This is a genomic window from Streptomyces yamdrokensis (genome assembly GCF_053890455.1).
Map to the genome: position 1 here is coordinate 6,943,355 of NZ_CM132679.1, position 22,696 is coordinate 6,966,050.

Consider the following 22,696-nt stretch of genomic DNA (forward strand, 5'->3'; position numbering starts at 1 on the left):
CCGCTGTTCTAATTAACCCACTGGGTAGTTAGTTGCGGCTGGGTACGGATGCTGCGCCCGACCGTCCACGGTGTCAAGGGGTGGCGTCGTACGGACTTGCTCCGGATCCGCCGGAGCGGGGCCGCGGGCCCCGGGGCCGCGCCGGGCCCGTCGTCAGTCCGTCGCCCGCTCGGCCGTCAGGTACGCGATCACCATGTCGCCCAGCATCGCCCGGTAGTGCTCGCGCCGGTCCGCGTCGACCAGGTCGCGGCCGAACAGCACGCCGAAGGTGTGCCGGTTGGACACCCGGAAGAAGCAGAACGCGCTGATCATCGCGTGCAGGTCGACGGCGTCCACGTCGGCCGTGAACAGGCCCGACTTCTGCCCCGCGGCCAGGATCCGGCGGATCACGTCGAGCGCGGGCGAGCCCATCCGCCCGAGCTTCCCGAAGGCCGCGATGTGCTCCGCGCCGTGGATGTTCTCGATGCTGACCAGGCGGATGAAGTCCGGGTGCTGCTCATGGTGGTCGAAGGTCACCTCGGCGAGGCGCCGGATGGCCGCCACCGGGTCCAGGTGGTCGACGTCCAGCTCCTGCTCGGCCTCCCGGATCACGCCGTACGCACGCTCCAGCACGGCCGTGAACAGCTGCTCCTTGCCGCCGAAGTAGTAGTAGATCATCCGCTTGGTGGTGCGGGTGCGGGCGGCGATCTCGTCGACGCGGGCGCCGTCGTAGCCGGCCCGCGCGAACTCCCGGGTCGCCACGTCGAGGATCTCGGCCCTGGTGCGGGCCGCGTCACGGACGCGCCCGCGCTCGCCGGGCCGTGCCGGTTCTTCGACGCTGGTCATGGGTTCCTTCGGGTGGGAGGGCCGTGCCGGTGATTGTAGAAGGAGGCCGTGCCCGGCCCGTCGGGTCTTCCGCGCGACCCGACCGGCTGATATAGCTAACGTACTGGTTCGTACATTACTGGGCCGCTCTCTGGAGGCGTCGGTGCTCAAGGACTCGTATCTCGTCGGGCTGATCGGCTCCGGCATCGGCCCGTCGCTCAGCCCCGCGCTGCACGAGCGGGAGGCCGCGCGGCAGGGTCTGCGCTGTCTGTACCGGCTCCTCGACCTGGACGCGATCGGTGTACCGCCCGAGGCGGTGGGCGAGCTGCTGAGCGCGGCCCGGCTGCTCGGATTCGACGGGCTCAACATCACCCACCCGTGCAAGCGGTACGTCGTCGAGCACCTGGACGCGCTCGATCCGCGGGCCGAGGCGCTCGGCGCGGTCAACACCGTCGTCTTCGAGGACGGCCGGGCCGTCGGCCACAACACGGACGTCACCGGCTTCGCCGCCTCCTTCGCCCGCGGCCTGCCCGACGTGCCGCTGGAGCGGGTGGTGCAGCTCGGCGCGGGCGGCGCGGGTGCCGCCGTCGCGCACGCCGTCCTCACCCTCGGCGCCGGACGGGTCAGCGTCGTCGACGCCCTGCCCGAGCGGGCCGACGAACTCGCCGACTCCCTCAACCGCGCCTTCGGCGCCGGCCGCGCCACCGCCGCCCCCCTGGACCTGCTGCCCGAACTCCTCGCCGCCGCCGACGGCAGCGGCGGCCTGGTGCACGCGACCCCCACCGGCATGGCCGCCCACCCGGGCCTGCCCCTGCCCGCCGACCTGCTGCACCCCGGGCTGTGGGTCGCCGAAGTCGTCTACCGGCCACTGCGGACCGATCTGCTGCGAGCCGCCCGCGCCGCCGGCTGCGCCACCCTCGACGGCGGCGGCATGGCCGCCTTCCAGGCCGCCGACGCGTTCCGCCTGTTCACCGGCCGGGAACCCGACCGGGCCCGCATGCTCGCCCACCTCACCGACCTCACCGGCCCGGTCCCCGCTCCCCAGTAGTCCTCACCGTGGGGAACTCCACGGAACGTCACGGAAGCAGAGGTACCGACGTGCGTACGTCCATCGCCACCGTCTCCCTCAGCGGCACCCTCACCGAGAAGCTCACGGCCGCCGCCCGCGCGGGCTTCGACGGCGTGGAGATCTTCGAGAACGATCTGCTCGCCAGCCCGCTCACCCCCGGGGAGATCCGCACCCGGTGCGCCGACCTCGGCCTCACCGTCGACCTCTACCAGCCGATGCGGGACATCGAGGCGGTGCCCGCCGAGCTGTTCGCCCGCAACCTGCGCCGTGCCCGGCACAAGTTCGCCCTGATGCGCGAACTCGGCGCCGACACCGTGCTCGTCTGTTCCAGCGTCGACCCCGAGGCGGTCGACGACGACGCCCTCGCCGCCGCGCAGCTGCGTGAACTCGCCGACCTGGCCCAGGACTTCGGCGTTCGCGTCGCCTACGAGGCGCTGGCCTGGGGGCGGTACGTCAGCACGTACGACCACGCCTGGCGCATCGTCGAGGCAGCGGGGCATCCGGCGCTCGGTACCTGTCTGGACAGCTTCCACATCCTCTCCCGGGGCTCCGACCCCGAGGGGATCGAGGACATCCCCGGCGAGAAGATCTTCTTCCTCCAGCTGGCCGACGCCCCGCTGCCCGCGATGGACGTGCTCCAGTGGAGCCGCCACCACCGCTGCTTCCCCGGACAGGGCGGCTTCGACGTCGCCGGGCTCGTCCGGCACGTCCTGCGCACCGGCTACGCGGGGCCGCTGTCCCTCGAGGTGTTCAACGACGTGTTCCGGCAGGCCGAGGCCGCCCCTACCGCCGTCGACGCCCGCCGCTCCCTGCTCGCGCTGCAGGAGGAGGTGGGTGCGGGGGAGGACACGCCGCCCGCGTCCCTCACGCCCGCCCCGGTCATCCCCGCCCCCGTCGTCCCCACCGGCTTCGCCTTCGCCGAACTCGTCGCCGCCGACGCCGAACCCCTCACCGGCCTCCTCGCCGCCCTGGGCCTCGCCCGCACCGCCCGCCACCGCAGCAAGCCCGTCGACCTCTGGCAGCAGGGCGAGGCCCGCATCCTCGTCAACACCGGAGCCGTCGTACGTCGCGACGCCGCCCACCTCGCCGCCGTGGGCCTGGAGTCACCCGACCCGCGCGGCGCCGCCGGCCGTGCGGAGGCCCTGCTGGCGCCCGTGCTGCCCCGCCGCCGCGCACCCGAGGACGCCCCGCTGGACGCGGTCGCCGCACCCGACGGCACCGAACTGTTCTTCTGCGACGCCCGGCGCACCGACTGGCGGGCCGACTTCGAGGACACCGGACAGACTCCGGCCGCCACCGCCACCGGCGTCCGCCGCATCGACCATCTCGCGCTCACCCAGCCCTGGCACCACTTCGACGAGGCGACGCTCTTCCACCGCAGCGTGCTCGGCCTGGACGCCGAGGACAGCGTCGACGTCGCCGACCCCTACGGCCTGCGGCGCAGCCGCGCGGTCAGCAACCCCGACGGCACCGTCCGGATCGCCCTCACCGTCGGCGCCGCGCCCACCGACGACACCGTGCACGCCCAGCACATCGCGTTCGCCACCGACGACGTGGTCGCCGCCGCCCGCCGACTCCGCGAGGCCGGCGCCCCGTTGCTGCCGATCCCGGCCAACTACTACGACGACCTCGCCGCCCGCCACGAGTTCGCCGACGGGGAGCTGGAGACGTACCGCGAGCTGGGCATCCTCTACGACCGTGACGACAACGGCGGCAGCCTGCGGCACTGCTACACCCGCACCGTCGGCCGGGTGTTCTTCGAACTCATCCAGCGCGACGGCGGCCACCGCGGCTACGGTGCCCGCAACGCGCCGGTACGACTGGCCGCCCAGCACGCCGTACGGACCGCGAGCGCACTCGGCGGCGGCGCCTGAGCAGCCGGCGAACAGCCCCTGCCCGGGCTACGGCGTGTCGCGCAAGCCCCGTCCGCCCCGCCCGGCACGCGCTACCTCGAGCTCCGCGAACAGGAAGCCCCACGGCGCCACGGGGACCGGCCCCGCGGGTGGACGGCGCTGCTTTCGCGACACGCCCCGCCGGACCGCCGGGCCGCGACGCGGCTCCGGTCACGGCCGGGTGTTCCACTCCTCGATCACCGGACTGCCGTGCTCCAGCGACAGCCGGCTCAGCGTGCCCGTCTCCAGCCGGAACAGCCGTCCGTCCGCGGGCGGCAGACCCAGCCGGCGTGCCGTCAGGACGCGCAGCAGGTGGCCGTGCGCCACGAGCATCACATCGCCCGCGTCGAGTGCCCCGGCCACCTTGGACAGCACCCGGTCGGCCCGTGCGCCGACCTGCCCGGGGGACTCGCCGGGGAACTCGGGGCCGGGCGGCACCCCGTCGGTCCACAGGTCCCAGCCGGGCCGGGTGCGGCGGATGTCGGCGGTGGTGACGCCCTCGTAGCCGCCGTAGTCCCACTCCCGCAGGTCCGGCTCCGGCAACGCCTCCGCCAGGCCCGCCAGTTCGGCGGTGCGCCGGGCGCGGGCCAGCGGGCTGGTGAGCACGAGGGCGAAGGAGCGGCCCGCGAGCAGCGGGGCCAGCGCCCTGGCCTGCGCCTCGCCGTCCTGCGTCAGGGGCAGGTCGCTGCGGCCGGTGTGCCGCCCCGACCTGCTCCACTCCGTCTCACCGTGCCGGGCGAGCAGCAGATCACCCACGGCCGCTACACCTCGTCCGGGCTTGCCCGGTCCGCCCGGTCCGCCCGGAGCCCTCCGGCGGTCCGGCTTCCCCGGCCCTCCGGGCTTCCATGGCCTCCCTGGTCGGGCCGGTCCGCCGACGTGTCCGCGGACGTGACCGCGTGCCCGCCGAACTGCCTGCGCAGCGCCGCGACCATCTTCATCTGCGGCGAGTCCTCCTGCCGGGAGGAGAACCGGGCGAACAGGGAGGCCGTGATCGCGGGAAGCGGCACCGCGTTGTCGATGGCCGCCTCCACGGTCCAGCGGCCCTCGCCCGAGTCCTCGGCATAGCCGCGCAGCTTCTCCAGGTGGGCGTCCTCGTCGAGGGCGTCGACCGCGAGGTCCAGGAGCCAGGAACGGATGACCGTGCCGTCCTGCCAGGAGCGGAACACCTCGCGGACGTTGTCCACCGAGTCGACCTTCTCGAGCAGCTCCCAGCCCTCGGCGTACGCCTGCATCATGGCGTACTCGATGCCGTTGTGGACCATCTTCGCGAAGTGCCCGGCGCCGACCCGGCCCGCGTGGACGTAGCCGTAGGGGCCCTCCGGCTTGAGCGCGTCGAAGATCGGCTTCAGGCGCTCCACGTGCTCGTCGTCACCGCCGACCATGAGCGCGTAGCCGTTCTCCAGCCCCCACACACCGCCCGAGACACCCGCGTCGACGAAGCCGATGCCCCGGGCGCCCAGCTCCTTGGCGTGTTTCTCGTCGTCCGTCCAGCGGGAGTTGCCGCCGTCGACGACGGTGTCGCCCGGCTTGAGCAGGCTCCCCAGCTGGTCGATGACGCGCTGGGTGACGGTACCGGCCGGGACCATCACCCAGACCGCGCGCGGCCCCTCGAGCCGGTCGACGAGGTCGGACAGATGGGCGACGTCGGAGAGGTCGGGATTGGTGTCGTAGCCGACGACGGTGTGCCCGGCGGCGCGGATGCGCTCGCGCATGTTGCCGCCCATCCTGCCGAGACCAACAAGGCCGATCTGCATGTCAGTTCACTTCCCGATGTCGTGGTGGGGCGGCCCACCGGGGCGGCGGGTCGGTGCGGACGTGTCACCCGTGTCAGGCATGAGGAAAGAAGGGCCTCTCAGGCAGGGGTGGTGGCCTCCTCGGCGCTCTCGCCGCGCAGGGCGACGGCGTACATCTCGTCCGCGTCGAGCCGCCGGAGCTCCTCGGCGATCAGCTCGGACAGGGGGCGGACCTTCAGCGCGAGCCGCCGCGACGGCTGCCCCGGCAGTGACAGCGTGGCCATCGGGCCCTCCGGCCGGTCGATGACGATCTCGCCGTCCGCCGTGCCCAGCCGCACCCCCGTCACCACCGGGCCGGCCGTCTCCACGCGTTCGACCGGTACGTTCAGCCGGGCCTCCAGCCAGCGTGCCAGCAGCTCCGCGCTGGGGTTGTCGGCCTCGCTCTCCACGGCCGCCGACGTCACCGTCAGCCGGGCCTGGTCCAGGGCGGCGGCCAGCATCGAACGCCACGGCGTCAGCCGGGTCCAGGCCAGGTCGGTGTCACCGGGCGCGTAGGTGCGCCTCCGGGCCGACAGGACCTCCAGGGGGTTGTCCACCGTGTACAGGTCGGTGATCCTGCGCTGGCCCAAAGCGCCCAGCGGGTCCTTCGAGGGGTTCTCGGGCGCGTCCGCCGGCCACCACACGACCACCGGGGCGTCCGGCAGCAGCAGCGGCAGCACCACGGAGTCGGCGTGGTCGGACACCTCGCCGTAGGTCCGCAGGACGACCGTCTCGCCCGTACCGGCCTCCGAACCGACCCGCACCTCGGCGTCCAGCCGCGGACGGGTGCGCTCGCGCGGAGTGCGGGCGTGCCGCTTGATGACGACCAGCATGCGCGAGGGGTGCTCGTGCGAGGCCTCCTCGACGGCCCTGATCGAGTCGTAGGCGTTCTCCTCGTCCGTGACGACCACCATCGTCAGGACCATGCCCACCGCCGGGGTGCCGATGGCGCGGCGGCCCCGCACCAGCGCCTTGTTGACATCACTTGCCGTGGTGTCGGTCAGATCGATCTTCATGGCCTGCGCCAGCTCCGTCCGTCTCGTGCGAGCATCTCGTCGGCTTCCGCGGGCCCCCAGCTGCCCGAGGCGTACCGCGCCGGTCTGCCGTGGGAAGCCCAGTACTCCTCGACCGGATCGAGGATCCTCCAGGACTCCTCCACTTCCTGATGCCGGGGGAACAGGTTGGCGTCCCCGAGGAGGACGTCGAGGATGAGCCGCTCGTAGGCCTCCGGGCTGGCCTGGGTGAACGACTCGCCGTACGCGAAGTCCATCGTCACGTCCCGGATCTCCATCGAGGTGCCCGGCACCTTGGAACCGAACCGCACCGTCATACCCTCGTCCGGCTGCACCCGGATGACGACGGCGTTCGATCCGAGCTCCTCGGTCGCCGCGGAGTCGAAGGGGGAGTGCGGTGCCCGCTGGAACACGACCGCGATCTCGGTGACCCTGCGGCCCAGCCGCTTGCCGGTGCGCAGGTAGAAGGGGACGCCCGCCCAGCGGCGGTTGTCCACGCCCAGCTTGATCGCCGCGTACGTGTCGGTGGTGGAGCCCGCGTCGACGCCGTCCTCCTCCGTGTAACCAGGCACCCGCCTGCCACCCTGCCACGCGCCCTCGTACTGCCCGCGCACGGTGTGCCGGCCCAGGTCCTTGGGCAGCCGCACGGCCCGGAGCACCTTCAGCTTCTCGGTGAGCAACGACGCCGCGTCGAAGGAGGCCGGTTCCTCCATCGCGGTGAGCGCCATGAGCTGGAGCAGGTGGTTCTGGACGACGTCACGGGCGGCGCCGATGCCGTCGTAGTAGCCGGCCCGGCCGCCGATGCCGATGTCCTCGGCCATGGTGATCTGCACGTGGTCGACGAAGGACCGGTTCCAGATCGGCTCGAACATCGTGTTCGCGAAGCGCAGGGCCAGGATGTTCTGGACGGTCTCCTTGCCCAGGTAGTGGTCGATCCGGAAGACCTGGTCCGGGTCGAACACCTCGTGCACGATCGCGTTGAGTTCCTGGGCCGACCTCAGGTCGTGGCCGAACGGCTTCTCGATCACCGCGCGCCGCCAGGAACCCGCGGGATCGTCGGCCAGCCCGTGCTTCCTCAGCTGCTGGACCACTTTCGGGAAGAACTTCGGCGGTACGGAGAGATAGAAGGCGTAGTTGCCGCTGGTGCCCCGGGAACTGTCCAACTCGTCGACGGCCGAGCGCAGTTGCTCGAACGCCGTGTCGTCGTCGAAGTCACCCGGTACGAACCGCGTACCCTCGGTGAGCTGCTGCCAGACCTCCTCGCGGAACGGCGTGCGGGCGTGCTCCCTGACCGCGTCGTGCACCACCTGTGCGAAGTCCTGGTCCTCCCAGTCCCTGCGGGCGAAACCGACCAGCGAGAAGCCCGGCGGCAGCAGCCCCCGGTTGGCGAGGTCGTACACCGCCGGCATCAGCTTCTTGCGCGACAGGTCGCCGGTCACTCCGAAGATGACCAGCCCGGAAGGGCCGGCGACGCGCGGGAGACGGCGGTCGCGCGGGTCACGCAGGGGGTTGGACCAACCGGTGCCGGCCCGGGCCGGCACCCCGGTCTCCTCGGTCTCCCCGGTCTCCTCGGTCTCCTCGGTCTCCTCGGTCATTCCGCGTCAGCTCCTTGTCGTCGAGGCGGCCGAGGGCCTGCCTCGCCGTACCTCGTGGCACCCTCGGTCCTCTCCTCCACCTACAGGGTGTCCCGGTACGCCCGAACCCTCACCTCCGTAACCCGTTCACGAGTAAAAGTATGACGTATTCGAGGGGAAGGGCCCTGCGGCGTGGGCGCTCCGGGAGAGCCGCGGGCGGCGGACACGGATGAGGGGCCCCACGCGTGCGTGGAGCCCCTCGGCGGAGCAGTGGAACCGATGGGTCAGCGGCCGAACGTGAACCAGTTGACGTTCACGAAGTCCTGCGGCTGGCCGCTCGTGAAGGTCAGATACACGTCGTGCGTGCCCGTCACGGACCCGATGTTCGCCGGGACGGTCCGCCACGACTGCCAGCCGCCCGTGTTGCCCACCGAGAAACTTCCGACGGGGGCGTTGCCGCGGCTGTCCAGACGTACCTCGACCAGACCGCTGACCCCGGCGGGCGCGCCGCTCGCCACCCGGGCCGAGAACTGCCTGGCCGCGGACGAGCCGAAGTTCACGCCCTTGAACTGCAGCCAGTCGCCGTTGGCCAGCGCGCCCACGTTCTGACCGCCGCCGGAGTCCGAGGTGGTCTCCGTCATCGTGCCGGACTGGCCGTCGAAGGACTCGGCCTGGATGGTGCCGTAGGCGTCACGGTTGCCGGAGGGAGGCGGTGTGGTGCCGCCCCCGCCGCCGGAGGTCAGCACCTGCACGTAGTCGACGAGCATCGGGTGTCCGGGCTGCGTACCGGTGTCCGGGCCGCCGCCGAAGGCGTCGGGGAAACCGCCGCCCATCGCCACGTTGAGAATGATGAAGAAGCCGTGGTCGGTGGCGTTCGTCCAGGTCGTCGCGTCGACCTGGTTCTCCCGCACGGTGTGGAAGTTGTTGCCGTCGAGGTAGAAGCGGATCTCCTCCACGCTCCCCGAGCGGTCCCACTCCAGACGGTAGGTGTGGAAGCCGGCCTGACAGGTCGTGCCCTGGCAGGTGGTCGAACCCCCGATGCCGCTGTTCTCGTTGCACGGCCCGCCGGGCGCGGTGCCGCAGTGCATCGTGGCGAAGACGGTGTTGTTGCCCTGCGTGTTCTCCATGATGTCGAGCTCACCGACGGCAGGCCAGTTCCAGTAGTTGCCCCGGTACGGCGCGCCCAGCATCCAGAACGCCGGCCAGTAGCCCTTGGCGGCGGCACCGGTCACGTTCGGCACCTGGATACGGCTCTCGACGCGCAGGACGCCACCGGCGGGCGGCTCGAAGTCGGAACGCCTGGTCTCGACGCGGCCGGAGGTCCAGTTCCCGGAGGCGTCCCGGCGCGGGGTGATACGGAGGTTGCCGCTGCCGTCGAGGGAGACGTTCTCCGGGTTCGACGTCATCGTCTCGATCTCGCCGGTGCCCCAGTTGGCGGGGCCGCCCGGATATCCCTTGCCGGTCGCGTACTGCCAGTGGGAGGTGTTGACGCCGCTGCCCGCGGCGCCGTTGAAGTCGTCGACGAAGACCTGGTTCCAGCCCGACGGGGGAGTCGGGGCGGAGGCGCTCGCCGACGGCAGGGCGATGGTGGAGGCCGCGAGCGCGAGCCCGAGCGTGCCGACGGCGGCCATCAGCGTCCGCCGCAGCGAACGGGATCCGCGGGGGACACGGGGTCTGCGGGGCGTGCCGGAGGGGTCACTCATGTGGGGATGCCTCTCGGAGAGGAGTACGGATGCGGATGTGTTGCCGATCCGGGTGCGGGGAGTGCCCCAAGAGCCCTGCTCGTCGGTCTGAGAGCGCTCTCAGGGTGCCGCCAATGTGCTCCGTGCCCCCGTGACCGTCAAGAGGTGTAACCGAGAAAGTCCTTGTGCGCGGGAAGGGTTCATCTCATGAATTGACGCGAATGGGTGCAACAGCGCCACGCGCGGCGGCACGAAGCGGCGCCCGGCCGGATGCCCCGGTGTGCGGTCGAAGGCGTCATGATCGAGGGCAGGACCGGCGGCGGTGGCATCGTGGACGAACGGACCGGCAGGCGTCGGAGCCGCCGTGGTGGGAAGGGTGCGGACGTGAAACTGACGATTCTGGGCGGCGGAGGATTCCGGGTCCCGCTGGTGTACGGCGCTCTCCTCGGGGACCACGCCGAGGGGCGGGTGACGCGGGTCGTTCTGCACGATGTCGACGACCGTCGACTGTATGCAGTCGCCCGTGTACTGGCCGAACAGGCGGCCGACGTGCCCGACGCCCCCGAGGTGAGCACCACCACCGACCTGGACGAAGCGCTGCGCGGTGCCGACTTCGTCTTCTCCGCGATCCGGGTCGGCGGACTCGAGGGCCGCGCGCACGACGAACGGGTCGCGCTCGCCGAGGGCGTCCTCGGGCAGGAGACGGTCGGCGCGGGCGGCATCGCCTACGGGCTGCGGACCGTCCCCGTCGCCGTCGACATCGCCCGCCGGGTGGCCCGGCTCGCCCCCGACGCCTGGGTCATCAACTTCACCAATCCGGCGGGCCTGGTGACCGAGGCCATGTCCCGGCACCTCGGCGACCGGGTCATCGGCATCTGCGACTCACCGGTCGGCCTCGGCCGCCGCATCGCCCGGGTGCTCGGCGCGGACCCGCGGGAGGCGTGGGTCGACTACGTCGGCCTCAACCACCTCGGCTGGGTGCGCGGCCTGTACGTCAAGGGCCGTGACGAACTCCCGCGCCTGCTCGCCGACCTGCCGCTGCTCGGCTCCTTCGAGGAGGGCCGGCTCTTCGGCGCCGACTGGCTCCAGTCCCTCGGCGCCGTCCCCAACGAGTACCTGCACTACTACTACTTCAACCGGGAGACCGTCCGCGCCTACCAGCAGGCCCGGAAGACCCGCGGCGCCTTCCTCCACGAGCAGCAGGCCCGTTTCTACACACAGGTGGGCGACCCCGGCACCCCCGCCCTCGCCACCTGGGAGCGCACCCGCGCCGAACGCGAGGCCACCTACATGTCCGAGAACCGCGAGACCGCCGGAGCCGGCGACCGCGACGAGGACGACCTGTCCGGCGGCTACGAGAAGGTGGCCCTCGCCCTGATGCGGGCCGTCGCCCGCGACGAACGCACCACCCTGATCCTCAACGTCCGTAACCGCAGCACCCTGTCGGCGCTGGACGGGGACGCGGTCATCGAGGTCCCCTGCCTGGTCGACGCCCAGGGAGCACACCCCGTATGCGTCGATCCGCTGCCCGCTCACGCCACCGGCCTGGTCTGCTCCGTCAAGGCGGTCGAGCGCGAGGTGCTCCGTGCCGCCGAGTCCGGCTCCCGCACCCACGCGGTCAAGGCGTTCGCGCTGCACCCGCTCGTCGACTCCGTGAACGTGGCCCGCCGCCTCGTCGACGGCTACACCGCGGTCCACCCCGGCCTCGCCCACCTCAAGTAGCCCTGCGGGAAGAGCACCTCAGGAGGAGCGCACCTCATGCACGACGAACGCCACCGGATCGAGCACCGCGCCCAGCGGCTCCACCACCAGCGCGTCAAACCCGCGGTCTACGCCGCCACCGTTCCCCTCACCGTCGAGGCCTGGCACGCACCGGGCGAACCGGTCCCCTTCGCCGAGGCCGCGGCCGCCCCCTACGCGCCCTTCGCCCCGGGCACCCCGTGGGGCCCGCCCTGGGGCACCACCTGGTTCCGTATGCGCGGACGGGTCCCCGGGACGTGGGCCGGACGGCGCGTCGAGGCGGTCATCGACCTCGGCTTCACCGGCGCCGGACCGGGCTTCCAGGCCGAAGGCCTCGTGCACCTGCCCGACGGCACCCCCCTGAAGGCAGTCAACCCGTTCAACCGGTACGTCCCGGTCGGCCGCCCGGCCGCGGGCGGCGAGGAGATCGACTACCTGGTCGAGGCGGCCTCCAACCCCGACATCCTGGCCGACGGTTTCGCCCGCCCGACCCCGCTCGGCGACCGGCTCACGGCGGGTGACACACCGCTGTACGTGTTCCGCGGCGCCGACCTCGCCGTCCTCGACGAACCGGTCTGGCACCTCGACCTCGACCTCCAGGTGCTGCGCGAGCTCATGGCCGAACTGGGCGAGCACGAGCCCCGCCGGCACGAGATCGCGCACGCGCTCGACCGGGCCATGGACGCCCTCGACCTCGACGACGTCTCCGGCAGTGCCCCCGCGGCCCGCGAGATCCTCGCCCCCGTCCTCGCGCGGCCCGCGCACGCCAGCGCGCACACCGTCTCCGGCGTCGGGCACGCCCACATCGACTCCGCCTGGCTGTGGCCGCTGCGCGAGACCCGGCGCAAGACGTCCCGCACCTTCTCCAACGCCACCGCGCTCGCCGACGAGTACGACGAGTTCGTCTTCGCCTGCTCGCAGGCCCAGCAGTACGCGTGGGTGCGCGAGCACTGCCCCCAGGTGTGGGAGAGGATCAAGAAGGCGGTCGAGAGGGGCCAGTGGGCGCCGGTGGGCGGCATGTGGGTCGAGGCCGACGGCAACCTGCCCGGCGGCGAGGCCCTCGCCCGCCAACTCGTCCACGGCAAACGGTTCTTCCTCGAACACTTCGGCATCGAGACCAAGGGCGTCTGGCTGCCCGACTCCTTCGGCTACACAGCCGCCTACCCACAGCTCGCCAAGCTCGCCGGCAACGACTGGTTCCTCACCCAGAAGATCTCCTGGAACCAGACCAACAGGTTCCCGCACCACACCTTCTGGTGGGAGGGCATCGACGGCACCCGCATCTTCACCCACTTCCCGCCGGTCGACACCTACAACGCCGCCCTCACCGGCGACGAGATGGCCCGCGCCGTGCGCAACTACCGCGAGAAGGGCGGCGGCAGGCGCTCGCTCGCGCCGTTCGGCTGGGGCGACGGCGGCGGCGGCCCCACCCGCGAACACATGGAACGGGCCCGCCGGCTGGCCGATCTGGAGGGCTCCGCGAAGGTCGTCGTCGAACACCCCGACGCCTTCTTCGCCAAGGCCCGCGAGGAGTACCCGAACGCACCGGTCTGGAACGGCGAGCTCTACCTGGAACTCCACCGCGCCACCTACACCAGCCAGGCCCGCACCAAACAGGGCAACCGGCGCAGCGAACACCGGCTGCGCGAGGCCGAGCTGTGGGCCACGACGGCAGCCCTGCACGCGCCGGACCAGTACTCCTACCCGTACGACGCCTTCGACCGGCTGTGGAAGACCGTCCTGCTGCACCAGTTCCACGACATCCTGCCCGGCTCCTCCATCGCCTGGGTGCACCGGGAGGCCGAGGCCGAGTACGCCGAGGTCGCGGAGGAACTGGAGAGGCTGACGAGGGAGGCCACCGACGCCCTGGGCGCCGGCCGCCCCGGCGCCGGGGCCCGGGTGTTCAACACGAGCCCCTACGACCGTGCCGAGGTGGTCCGCACCCCCGACGGCCCGCCCGTGTACGTGACGGTGCCCGCGAACGGCAGCGCACCCCTGCGGGCGGAGCTGGAGGCGGATGCGGCTCCGGCCGTGCCCCCGCGGCCCGTCACCGTCACGGCCACGGACACGGGGCGGGTGCTCGACAACGGGCTGGTACGGGTGCGGGTGGCGGACGACGGGACACTGTCGTCCGTATACGATCTGCGGTCGGCCCGCGAGGTACTGGCAGGTCCCGGCAACCTGCTGCGGCTGCACACGGACCTCCCCAACCACTGGGACGCCTGGGACATCGACAAGCACTACCGCAACCGCCGCACGGACCTGCTCGGCACCGAGTCCGTCACCGTCGTCGCGAAGGACCCGATGATCGGCGCCGTCCGTGTGGAGCGCGCCTTCGGCAGCGGCTCACGGATCACCCAGACGATCACCCTGCGCGCCGGCAGCCCCCGGATCGACTTCGAGACCGAGATCGACTGGCACGAGGCCGAGAAGATCCTCAAGGCCGGCTTCCCGGTGGACATCCGGGCCCCGCACTCCTCCGCCGAGATCCAGTTCGGCCACGTCCAGCGCCCCACCCACACCAACACCAGCTGGGAGGCGGCCCGGTTCGAGGTGTCCGGCCACCGCTGGGTGCACCTCGGCGAACCCGGCTACGGTGTCGCCGTCCTCAACGACTCGACGTACGGCCACGACGTGACCCGCACGGTCCGCGACGACGGCGGAACGACCACCACGGTGGGCCTCAGCCTGGTGCGCGCGCCCCGCGTCCCGGACCCCGGGGCCGACCAGGGCACCCACCGCCTCACCTACGCGCTGCTGCCCGGTGCGGGCATCGAGGAGGCCGTCGCGGAGGGCTACGCCCTCAACCTGCCGCTGCGCGTGACCCGGCCGGCGGTCCCGCCGGACCCACAGGCCCTCGTGGCTGCCGCCGCTCCCGCCGCTCCCGCCGCTCCCGTTGTCTCCGTGGACGGCGAGGGGGTGACCGTGGAGGCCGTCAAGCTCGCGGACGACGCCTCCGGTGATGTCGTCGTCCGCCTCTACGAGTCCCGGGGCGGGCGCGCCACCGGCACCCTGCGCACCGGCTTCCCGCTCGGCGGCGCCACGGTGACCGACCTCCTGGAACGCCCGCTGGAACCGGCGGACACCGACGGGAACACCGTGCCGGTGGCCCTGCGACCCTTCCAGGTGCTGACCCTGCGGCTGGCGGTGCGGCGGGACTGAGACGGGACCGACGGTGTGCATCGGGCCGGCCGGTCACCCCCCGTGACAGCGGCCGACCGACCCGAGCCCCCCCCGTTCCCCCGTGCTTTCCCCGGGCTTCCCCCATCCCCTCCGGGAGGCTTCCCCGTCCCCCGGAGGGGCTTCCCCCGTCGCCCTTCACCGTTAAGAGCGCGCCCCCCGCCGCCTGATACACCCTCCGGAGGAATTTCCCGGGAAAAATCCGGTCCCGGCACGGGAAGCGCGCCGGGACCGGCCGGTGGGGGCGGGAACGGTGAGTGAGTGCGTGGGAAATCCGGGTTCTAACGGTGGTGCGTTCCCCAGGCGGGGCCGCCGGCAACGGCGTCCGCGGCGGCGGTGCGCACCTGACCGGAGTCGGCCGCCGTCCGGGGCCCGGCGGGCACGGCCGGGGCCGGTACACCGCTCAGCGAGGGCGTGGGCACGTCCACGGGGCTGTCCGCGGGCAGGCCCGTACGCTGCTGCGACACCGACACCGACACCGGTCGCAGCGGACGCGGCCCCGACACCACCGAGTAGTCCTGGCCCAGGAACGGCGGGAACATCTCCCCCGGGTCGTCACCGAGCGCCAGCCGCACGGCGGCCCACGGCACGTTCACCCCGCACAACGACAGCTGGTGCAGACCGCCGGCCGGTCGGGTGTTGACGTCCATCAGCACGGGCCGTTCGCCGAACATCCGGAACTGGATGTTGGACAGATGGTGCAGCCCGAACCCCTCCGCGATCCGCCGGGCCGGCTCCAGCCACCGCTCGTGCAGTGTGAACCCCCTGCGGCGGCCGTTCTTGGTGCGGCCGACGGCCAGCCGGACCCGGTTGTCCGGCCCGGTGAGGCAGTCCACCGACACCTCCGGCTGTCCCAGCACCGGCATCACCAGCCAGTCCACCGGCTCCTCGGCCTGCCGCACCGCCTCCAGTACCAGCTCCAGCGGCACGTACGGGCTGGGGAAGCCGTCCAGCTGCGTGAGCGAGAAGGGGACACGCGTGATCACCCGGTAGCCCACACCGCCCGCGCCGGACGCGGGCTTGAAGCACGCCCGGTGCCCCCGCGCCTCCAGCTCGTCGACCGCGTGGACCAGTTCGTCCGCCGACCGCACCCGCCACCACGGCGGCACCGGCACCCCGATCGCCTGGACGGCCTCGTAGGCGATCACCTTGTCGTGGAAGACGGCCACCGCCTCGGGAGGCGGCGCCAGCAACGCCGTACCGGCCGCCTCGAACTCCGCGCGGTGCGAGACGATCGCGCCCTGGTGCAGCCGCGGCACGAACACGTCGATGCCGCGCCGGGCGCACTGGGCGAGCGCGTACTCGACGTACGCCGCCGGGGACAGGCCCTCGGGCTCGAGCTCGGCGGTGTCGGCGGCGGCCAGTACGGGGGAGTCCGGGTCGCCGTGGGTGGCATGGATCTCGACGGCCCGGTCGCTGGGATTCCTTCTCAGCTGATCCATGAAGAACACGTTCTCCGCGTACGTGCGGTTGAGCCATACGCGTACGCAAGAGGCCATGCAGGGCCGCCTTTCAGGGTGTGCGGGCAGGCCTCGGCGGCCCGTGCCCGGGCAGAGGGTGTGGAGGGTCGCCGGACGGCCCCGGGAAGGGCTTCACTGCGGCGGTGTAGCGCCGATCATACGGCTTCGATCCGTGCTCCCGAACCACGGTCGTGTTACGGATTCGGTGGTCCTGCCCGCCGGTGACCGTACTCTTCGTGCCATGGTGTGCGTACGGATTGATCGTTCAGATTCAAGGGGCGACAGATGACGTCAACAGCGGGCGGCGGCGGACAGCTGTGGGCCATCAGCGACCTTCACATCGGCTATGACGAGAACCGTGCCCTGGTGGAGCGGATGCGTCCCGAGTCGGACGGCGACTGGCTCCTCGTGGCCGGAGACGTCGCGGAGACCGTGGACGACATCCACTGGGCGCTCAAGACCCTCGCGGGCCGGTTCCGGAAGGTCGTCTGGGCGCCGGGCAACCACGAGCTGTGGACCCACCCGAAGGACTCCGTCACCCTGCGCGGCGTCGCCCGCTACGACCACCTCGTCGCACAGTGCCGCGACCTCGGCGTGGTCACTCCCGAGGACCCCTACCCCCTCTGGGAGGGCCCCGGCGGTCCCGTGGCGGTGGCCCCGCTGTTCCTCCTGTACGACTACTCCTTCCTGCCGGCCGGGTGCGCCACCAAGGAGGAGGGGCTGGAGTACGCGCAGGGAACCGGCGTCGTCTGCACCGACGAACACCTGCTGCACCCCGACCCGTACCCGAGCCGGGAGGCCTGGTGCCGGGCCCGGGTCGCGGAGACCGAACGGCGGCTCGCCGGCCTGCCCGCCGACCTGCCCGTCGTCCTCGTCAACCACTACCCGCTGCACCGGCACCCCACGGACGTCCTGTGGTACCCCGAGTTCGCCATGTGGTGCGGCACCGTCCTCACCGACGACTGGCACCGCAGGTTCAACGTCCACACGATGGTCTACGGCCATCTCCACATCCCGCGCAGCACCCGGCAGGACGGCGTCCGTTTCGAGGAGGTGTCCGTGGGCTACCCCCGCGAATGGCGGAAGCGGCCGACACCGCCGGGGCGGTTGCGCCGGATCGTGCCGGGGGAGGCGCAGGCGACGGAGTCCGCGTCCACGCCCGGGGCCGCGACGGGGAAGGGCGGGAACCGGTGATCGGGGAACTGCTGCCCGAGACGGTCGTCGTGGTGGAGGCCTACGGCGACGAGGGCGCCGACGCCCCGCTCTACCCCGAGGAGGCGGCCGTCGTGGCGCGGGCCGTCGACAAGCGCCGGCGGGAGTTCACCGCGGTACGCTCCTGCGCCCGCCGGGCCATGAGGAAGCTCGGCGTCCCCCCGCACCCCGTGCTGCCCGGCGAGCGCGGCGCGCCCGGCTGGCCCGACGGGCTGGCCGGCAGCATGACCCACTGCGCGGGCTACTGCGCCGCCGCCCTGGTCCGTACGGGTGACCTGGCCTCCGTCGGCGTCGACGCGGAGGTCCACGGGCCGCTGCCCGCGGGGGTGTTGTCCTCCGTGGCCCTTCCCGGGGAGGCGGAGCGCGTCGCCCGGCTGACCCGGGAACGGCCGGGGGTGCACTGGGACCGGCTGTTGTTCAGCGCCAAGGAGGCCGTCTACAAGGCGTGGTTCCCGCTCACCGGGAGGTGGCTCGACTTCATGGAGGCCGACATCGAGCTGTTCGCCGAACCTGCCGACGGCGCCGGTGGTTCCGGCGCTCCGGCGCGCGGTGGGTTCAGGGCGGTGCTCCTGGTCCCCGGCCCCTGGGTGGGCGACCGCCGCCTCGACCACTTCGACGGCCGCTGGGGCGTCGAGGGCGGCCTGGTCGGGACCGCGGTCGCCGTACCGCACGGCTGACCTGTCACGGCTTTGGGTGCCAGTCGCGGAGCAACCGGAAGAAGGACTCCTCGTTGCCGGACAGCCCAGCCCGGGCCAGGGCCGTCTCCGCCTCCGCGAGGACGGAGGGTGCCACGACCGGGGGCCTGCGGGTGCCCGGGGGGCCGGTCTCCAGGTCGTGGACGGCGCGCACCGTGTGCAGCAGTCGCAGATAGGCCCGGACGGCGGTGCGCTCGCGGTCGGTCGGTACGGCGGTGGGCATCGCTCGGCTCTCCCCAGGTCGTGGTCCGGCATCGCGCGTCCCGCGCGGTGCGGGCGCGCCCCCAGTCTGCCGCCCACCACTGACAACCGGTCCGTGCCGCGGACCGGCCCGCCCGGCTGAACCGGCCCGCCCCGCTCAGGCCTTGGGAGGCTGGACGTTCTCCAGGAGCATGTCCAGCCACTCCGCGACCTTGTCGCGGTGCTGGTCGGTGGGGAGCTGGGCGGCCCGCCACGCGATGCCGCGCACCCCGTGGTCCTGCAGCAGCCGCTCCAGCGGGTCGCCGACCGCCACCGCGGCCCGCCGCTCACGGTCCGCCAGGTTCTGCAACAGCTCCTGCTCGGTGTGCTGGAGCGCGTTCGCGAGGGCTTCGGGGTCCTCGGCGGTGAGGAATCCGGCGTGCACCCGGAAGAACCGCTGGATGGCGTCGCAGTGCTCCATGGTGGGACGCCGGTCGCCGTTGATCAGGGCGCCGGCCTGCTGCCGGGACATGCCCGCGCCGTCGGCGATCTCCTGCTGTGTGTACTTGCGGCCGTTCGGCTTGAGCCGGGTGCGGCGCAGCAGGTCCAGGCGCTGCACGAACCGGGTCTGCACCTCGGGCTCACCCGCCGGGCGGCCGCTCAACAGGGCCTTGACGACAGGCTCCGGGACTCCGGAGGCCGCGGAGAGCCGGCCGACGCCGAAGACCTCGGTGTGCGGCACGTCGAGCCGGTCGGCGAGTGCGGCGACGCGGGCGACGACGGCCGTCAGCGCGGTCGTCAGCGCGGTGTCCTGCCCCTCACCCACGAAGCCACCGGTCACCGACAGATCTCCTACGTCTCTCACAGGCTTCTCACACGGGATTGCCGTGAACTTCACGGAGACTAGCCCGTGCTTCGAACTCACATCCAGGTCTCGCCACAACTGTGGCCAATTTCAGCCGTCAACCGGCATGAAATGCCACGATAGTTGACACGCCCGAGGTTCGGGCAGCAGGATCGGGGCGCCGCGTCAAGGCCGCACAGGCAAGAGGGGTGAGCCTCCCGATGGCACATCAGGCAGGAGGGCAGCGGCCGATGCCGCGGCCCGGCCCCGAGACTCCCGAGGCGCGGGCCTACCTGGAGGACTACGCCGCGTTCCTCCACGCGGTGCCCTTCCCTTCCCTGGTGGTCGACCACCGCTGGGACGTGCTGCTGGCCAACACCGCTTTCCGGACACTTTTCCGGGATGTCGAACCGCATCCGACGGCCATGCCCGGCGACAACTTCCTCCGGTTCGTCCTCTTCCACCCGGACGCCGCCACCGTGCTGGGCGAACACGAGTCGAGCTGGTGCCTGCCGATGCTGGCGCACTTCGCCAAGACGGTGGAACGGCACGATCACGACCGCGGGCTGCAGGCCATCCGCCGGGACATCGCCCAGGACCCCATCATGGAGGCCGCCTACCGGCAGGGGCTGCCGCACTGGCTCCGTGCCGTCGGCGAACAGGCCGCCGAGCACGACGGCGCGGTAAGGCCGTTGCGGCATCCCGATCCGCGCTGGGGGGTCACCGACTGCCGTCTCGTCGTGGAGACGACCAGGGTTCTCGACGACATGGACTGCGTCCGGCTGACGCTGGTCCTGCGCGAGGCGCCCCGCACCCCGGCCGGCCACCGCAGACGTCGGCGCGCCGCTTCCCACCTCAGCGTGGTGCCGGCGGCGGACTGAACCGTCCTGCCGGAGCCGGAGCCGGAGCCGGAGCCGGAGCCGGAGCCGGAGTCGGAGTCGGAGTCGGAGTCGGAGCCGTCATGGTGGCGCCGGTTTCTTGCGTATTCGCGCAAACAGCTTGCGCGGCTTGCGTTATTCTTGCGATCATGACGCGACGACTTGCTGTGGTGGCGAAGAAGGTCGGGGTCAGCGAGGCCACGGTCAGCCGGGTGCTCAACGGCAAGCCGGGAGTCTCCGAGTCCACCCGGCAGGCGGTGCTCTCCGCCCTGGACGTGCTCGGTTACGAGCGGCCCACCCAGCTGCGCGGCGAGCGTGCCCGCCTGGTCGGCCTGGTGCTGCCCGAACTGCAGAACCCGATCTTCCCCGCCTTCGCCGAGGTGATCGGCGGCGCGCTGGCCCAGCTCGGACTGACGCCGGTGCTGTGCACCCAGACCCGCGGCGGCGTCTCCGAGGCGGACTACGTGACGCTGCTGCTCCAGCAGCAGGTGTCCGGCGTCGTCTTCGCCGGCGGGCTCTACGCCCAGGCCGACGCGCCCCACGACCACTACCGGCAGCTCGCCGAGCGCAACATCCCGGTCGTCCTCGTCAACGCGGCCATAGAGCACCTCGGCTTCCCGGGGGTCTCCTGCGACGACGCGGTGGCCGTGGAACAGGCCTGGCGGCACCTGGCCTCACTCGGCCACGAGCGGATCGGTCTGGTGCTCGGCCCCGCCGACCACGTGCCGTCGGCCCGCAAGCTGGCCGCCCTCCGCGCGGTCGCCGGCGAGGTGCCCGAGGAGCACGTCGCCCGCGCCATGTTCTCCGTCGAGGGCGGGCACGCCGCCGCCTCCCGGCTCATCGACCGGGGCGTGACCGGCTTCATCTGCGCCAGCGACCCCCTGGCCCTCGGCGCCGTACGGGCCGCCCGCCGCCGGGGGCTCGACGTCCCCGCGCGGATCTCGGTCGTCGGATACGACGACTCGGCCCTGATGAACTGCACCGAGCCCCCGCTCACCACCGTCCGCCAGCCCATCGAGGCCATGGGCAAGGCCGTCGTGGACCTGCTGAACGCGCAGATCAACGGAGGCCAGGTGGCCGCCGAGGAGCTGCTGTTCGAGCCGGAGCTGGTGGTGCGCGGGTCGACCGCACAGGCACCCCGGAGCTGAGCACCGGCCCGCGGACTCCGGCCCTCCGGGGCCCGGAGTCCGCGGGCCCCTCCGGGGCTGCTTCCGCCCCCGCTTCCGGCTATCTGTCGAATAATTTCAAACTCTGCGCGACATCTTGCGGACCCTTGTCGCCGGTGCTTGAGTGTGCCCCGCCCACCGCTCCTGTCCGAGGGGTTCACTCGCTCCTGTCCCAGAGGGGTCCACCGATGAGAAGCACCGGGATCCGCCGTACCCTCGTCGCGCTAGGCGTCGGCGCCCTCACGCTCACCGCCTGCGGGTCGAACGACGACCAGGCCGCCGACGGCAAGACCCGCATCACGGTCAACTGCATGCCGCCCAAGAGCGCCGAGGTCGACCGCCGGTTCTTCGAGGAGGACGTCGCCGCCTTCGAGAAGAAGAACCCGGACATCGACGTCGTCCCGCACGACGCGTTCCCCTGCCAGGATCCGAAGACCTTCGACGCCAAGCTCGCCGGCGGGCAGATGGAGGACGTGTTCTACACGTACTTCACCGACGCCGGTCATGTCGTCGACATCAACCAGGCTGCCGATCTCACCCCGTACGTCAGGGAATTGAGGAGTTACGGGACGATCCAGCAGCAGTTGCGGGACATCTACACCGTCGACGGCAGGATCTACGGCGTACCGCGCACCGGATACTCCATGGGGCTGATCTACAACCGGCAGCTCTTCGAGCGGGCCGGACTCGACCCCGACCGGCCGCCCACCACCTGGGCCGGGGTCCGCGACGCCGCGAAGAGGATCGCCGCACTCGGCGACGGCACCGTCGGCTACGCCGACTACAGCGCCCAGAACCAGGGCGGCTGGCACTTCACCGCCGAGCTCTACTCCCAGGGCGGCGACGTCGTCACCCCCGACGGAAAGGAGGCCGCCGTCGACTCGCCCGAAGGCCGCGCCGTGCTGCAGACCCTGCACGACATGCGGTGGGAGGACGAGTCCATGGGCAGCAAGCAGCTGCTCGTCATCAACGACGTCCAGCAGATGATGGGCGCCGGCAAACTCGGCATGTACCTCGCGGCCCCCGACAACATCCCGATCCTGGTGAAGGAGAAGGGCGCCGAGTACGAGGACCTCGCCCTCGCCCCCATGCCCGGCGGACAGGCCACCCTCATCGGAGGCGACGGCTACATGTTCAACGAGAAGGCCTCGCCCGAACAGATCAGGGCCGGCCTGAAGTGGCTGGACCACATGTTCCTCACCCCCGGCGACGGCTTCCTCGGCGACTACGCCCGCGCCGAGAAGAACGGCGCGCCGGTCGGCCTGCCCGAACCCCGGCTGTTCACCGGCGCCGCCGACGCCAAGGACCAGCAGGTCAAGGAGGACCACGCCAACGTCCCGGTGGAGAACTACCAGGCCTTCCTCGACGGCAACCAGAGCCTGGAGACGAAGATCGAGCCGCCACAGGCGCAGCAGCTCTACTCCGTCCTCGACGGTGTCGTCTCCGCTGTCCTCACCAAGGAGGACGCCGACATCGACCGGCTCCTGGAGGACGCCTCCACCAAGATCGACGGCATCCTGGCACGAGGCTGACCG

The 22,696-nt window shown here is 72.1% G+C and carries 17 protein-coding genes and 1 pseudogene; 9 read left to right on the forward strand and 9 right to left on the reverse strand.

The annotated features are described in order from the left end of the window. Nucleotides 1-153 precede the first annotated feature (153 nt). The gene (locus ACWZEH_RS30680) at nt 154-825 is read right to left on the reverse strand and encodes a TetR/AcrR family transcriptional regulator (RefSeq protein WP_456194313.1); all 672 of its coding nucleotides are present in this window, start codon (nt 823-825) and stop codon (nt 154-156) included. A gap of 142 nt (nt 826-967) precedes the next feature. On the opposite strand from ACWZEH_RS30680, the gene ACWZEH_RS30685 reads away from it, so the two are divergent. Continuing rightward, entirely contained in the window at nt 968-1,852 is an 885-nt protein-coding gene (locus ACWZEH_RS30685) for a shikimate dehydrogenase (protein ID WP_456194314.1), read from the forward strand. A gap of 50 nt (nt 1,853-1,902) precedes the next feature. Then, on the forward strand, nt 1,903-3,747 hold the full coding sequence (locus ACWZEH_RS30690; protein WP_456194315.1) for a bifunctional sugar phosphate isomerase/epimerase/4-hydroxyphenylpyruvate dioxygenase family protein: 1,845 nt from the start codon (nt 1,903-1,905) through the stop codon (nt 3,745-3,747). 189 nt (nt 3,748-3,936) lie between these two features. On the opposite strand, the gene ACWZEH_RS30695 is transcribed toward ACWZEH_RS30690, so the two are convergent. The 5 genes and pseudogenes from ACWZEH_RS30695 to ACWZEH_RS30715 all read right to left on the reverse strand — a co-directional run bounded on the left by ACWZEH_RS30695 (nt 3,937) and on the right by ACWZEH_RS30715 (nt 9,827). After that, on the reverse strand, nt 3,937-4,521 hold the full coding sequence (locus ACWZEH_RS30695) for a histidine phosphatase family protein (protein ID WP_456194316.1): 585 nt from the start codon (nt 4,519-4,521) through the stop codon (nt 3,937-3,939). Between the two features lie 128 nt (nt 4,522-4,649). Further along, nucleotides 4,650-5,519: pseudogene (gene gnd / locus ACWZEH_RS30700) on the reverse strand (phosphogluconate dehydrogenase (NAD(+)-dependent, decarboxylating)); the annotation flags it as partial. A 98-nt stretch (nt 5,520-5,617) separates the two neighbouring features. Beyond that, the gene (gene opcA / locus ACWZEH_RS30705; RefSeq protein WP_456194317.1) at nt 5,618-6,553 is read right to left on the reverse strand and encodes a glucose-6-phosphate dehydrogenase assembly protein OpcA; all 936 of its coding nucleotides are present in this window, start codon (nt 6,551-6,553) and stop codon (nt 5,618-5,620) included. Beyond that, on the reverse strand, nt 6,550-8,145 hold the full coding sequence (zwf, locus tag ACWZEH_RS30710) for a glucose-6-phosphate dehydrogenase (RefSeq protein ID WP_456194318.1): 1,596 nt from the start codon (nt 8,143-8,145) through the stop codon (nt 6,550-6,552). Before zwf ends, opcA begins: the two co-directional genes overlap by 4 nt. 263 nt (nt 8,146-8,408) lie before the next feature. Beyond that, complete coding sequence (locus ACWZEH_RS30715; RefSeq protein WP_456194319.1) at nt 8,409-9,827, reverse strand: glycoside hydrolase family 16 protein; 1,419 nt, start codon at nt 9,825-9,827, stop codon at nt 8,409-8,411. Between the two features lie 363 nt (nt 9,828-10,190). Here ACWZEH_RS30715 and ACWZEH_RS30720 point away from each other — a divergent pair, with 363 nt between their 5' ends. Both ACWZEH_RS30720 and ACWZEH_RS30725 read left to right on the forward strand, forming a co-directional pair. Further along, on the forward strand, nt 10,191-11,528 hold the full coding sequence (locus tag ACWZEH_RS30720; RefSeq protein WP_456194320.1) for a 6-phospho-beta-glucosidase: 1,338 nt from the start codon (nt 10,191-10,193) through the stop codon (nt 11,526-11,528). 36 nt (nt 11,529-11,564) lie between these two features. Continuing rightward, the gene (locus tag ACWZEH_RS30725) at nt 11,565-14,708 is read left to right on the forward strand and encodes an alpha-mannosidase (protein WP_456194321.1); all 3,144 of its coding nucleotides are present in this window, start codon (nt 11,565-11,567) and stop codon (nt 14,706-14,708) included. 299 nt (nt 14,709-15,007) lie between these two features. Here the strand turns inward: ACWZEH_RS30725 and ACWZEH_RS30730 are convergent, their stop codons facing one another. Continuing rightward, the gene (locus tag ACWZEH_RS30730) at nt 15,008-16,225 is read right to left on the reverse strand and encodes an ATP-grasp domain-containing protein (protein ID WP_456194322.1); all 1,218 of its coding nucleotides are present in this window, start codon (nt 16,223-16,225) and stop codon (nt 15,008-15,010) included. Nucleotides 16,226-16,471: 246 nt separating this feature from the next. Between ACWZEH_RS30730 and ACWZEH_RS30735 the strand changes: the two genes are divergently transcribed. Then, entirely contained in the window at nt 16,472-17,380 is a 909-nt protein-coding gene (locus tag ACWZEH_RS30735; protein WP_456194323.1) for a metallophosphoesterase family protein, read from the forward strand. Further along, the gene (locus ACWZEH_RS30740; RefSeq protein ID WP_456194324.1) at nt 17,377-18,075 is read left to right on the forward strand and encodes a 4'-phosphopantetheinyl transferase family protein; all 699 of its coding nucleotides are present in this window, start codon (nt 17,377-17,379) and stop codon (nt 18,073-18,075) included. Before ACWZEH_RS30735 ends, ACWZEH_RS30740 begins: the two co-directional genes overlap by 4 nt. Nucleotides 18,076-18,079: 4 nt before the next feature. On the opposite strand, the gene ACWZEH_RS30745 is transcribed toward ACWZEH_RS30740, so the two are convergent. Together ACWZEH_RS30745 and ACWZEH_RS30750 are read right to left on the reverse strand one after the other, a co-directional pair. Next, nucleotides 18,080-18,316: a hypothetical protein gene (locus ACWZEH_RS30745; protein WP_456194325.1), complete on the reverse strand. Its 237-nt coding sequence runs from the start codon at nt 18,314-18,316 to the stop codon at nt 18,080-18,082. Nucleotides 18,317-18,451: 135 nt separating this feature from the next. Next, on the reverse strand, nt 18,452-19,114 hold the full coding sequence (locus ACWZEH_RS30750; RefSeq protein ID WP_456194326.1) for a helix-turn-helix domain-containing protein: 663 nt from the start codon (nt 19,112-19,114) through the stop codon (nt 18,452-18,454). Between the two features lie 224 nt (nt 19,115-19,338). Here ACWZEH_RS30750 and ACWZEH_RS30755 point away from each other — a divergent pair, with 224 nt between their 5' ends. The 3 genes from ACWZEH_RS30755 to ACWZEH_RS30765 all read left to right on the forward strand — a co-directional run bounded on the left by ACWZEH_RS30755 (nt 19,339) and on the right by ACWZEH_RS30765 (nt 22,693). Continuing rightward, nucleotides 19,339-19,998, forward strand: coding sequence for an MmyB family transcriptional regulator (locus tag ACWZEH_RS30755; protein WP_456194327.1), 660 nt, complete (start codon nt 19,339-19,341; stop codon nt 19,996-19,998). Between the two features lie 146 nt (nt 19,999-20,144). Further along, complete coding sequence (locus ACWZEH_RS30760) at nt 20,145-21,143, forward strand: LacI family DNA-binding transcriptional regulator (protein WP_456194328.1); 999 nt, start codon at nt 20,145-20,147, stop codon at nt 21,141-21,143. 206 nt (nt 21,144-21,349) lie between these two features. Further along, on the forward strand, nt 21,350-22,693 hold the full coding sequence (locus ACWZEH_RS30765; protein ID WP_456194329.1) for an ABC transporter substrate-binding protein: 1,344 nt from the start codon (nt 21,350-21,352) through the stop codon (nt 22,691-22,693). Nucleotides 22,694-22,696 lie beyond the last annotated feature (3 nt).

Coding starts and splice junctions, on each gene's coding strand:
- ACWZEH_RS30680 (WP_456194313.1), bottom strand. CDS start 825: ATGACCAGCGTCGAAGAACCGGCACGGCCCGGCGAGCGCGGGCGCGTC.
- opcA (WP_456194317.1), bottom strand. CDS start 6,553: ATGAAGATCGATCTGACCGACACCACGGCAAGTGATGTCAACAAGGCG.
- zwf (WP_456194318.1), bottom strand. CDS start 8,145: ATGACCGAGGAGACCGAGGAGACCGAGGAGACCGGGGAGACCGAGGAG.
- ACWZEH_RS30715 (WP_456194319.1), bottom strand. CDS start 9,827: ATGAGTGACCCCTCCGGCACGCCCCGCAGACCCCGTGTCCCCCGCGGA.
- ACWZEH_RS30725 (WP_456194321.1), top strand. CDS start 11,565: ATGCACGACGAACGCCACCGGATCGAGCACCGCGCCCAGCGGCTCCAC.
- ACWZEH_RS30730 (WP_456194322.1), bottom strand. CDS start 16,225: ATGGCCTCTTGCGTACGCGTATGGCTCAACCGCACGTACGCGGAGAAC.
- ACWZEH_RS30735 (WP_456194323.1), top strand. CDS start 16,472: ATGACGTCAACAGCGGGCGGCGGCGGACAGCTGTGGGCCATCAGCGAC.
- ACWZEH_RS30745 (WP_456194325.1), bottom strand. CDS start 18,316: ATGCCCACCGCCGTACCGACCGACCGCGAGCGCACCGCCGTCCGGGCC.
- ACWZEH_RS30755 (WP_456194327.1), top strand. CDS start 19,339: ATGGCACATCAGGCAGGAGGGCAGCGGCCGATGCCGCGGCCCGGCCCC.
- ACWZEH_RS30760 (WP_456194328.1), top strand. CDS start 20,145: ATGACGCGACGACTTGCTGTGGTGGCGAAGAAGGTCGGGGTCAGCGAG.
- ACWZEH_RS30765 (WP_456194329.1), top strand. CDS start 21,350: ATGAGAAGCACCGGGATCCGCCGTACCCTCGTCGCGCTAGGCGTCGGC.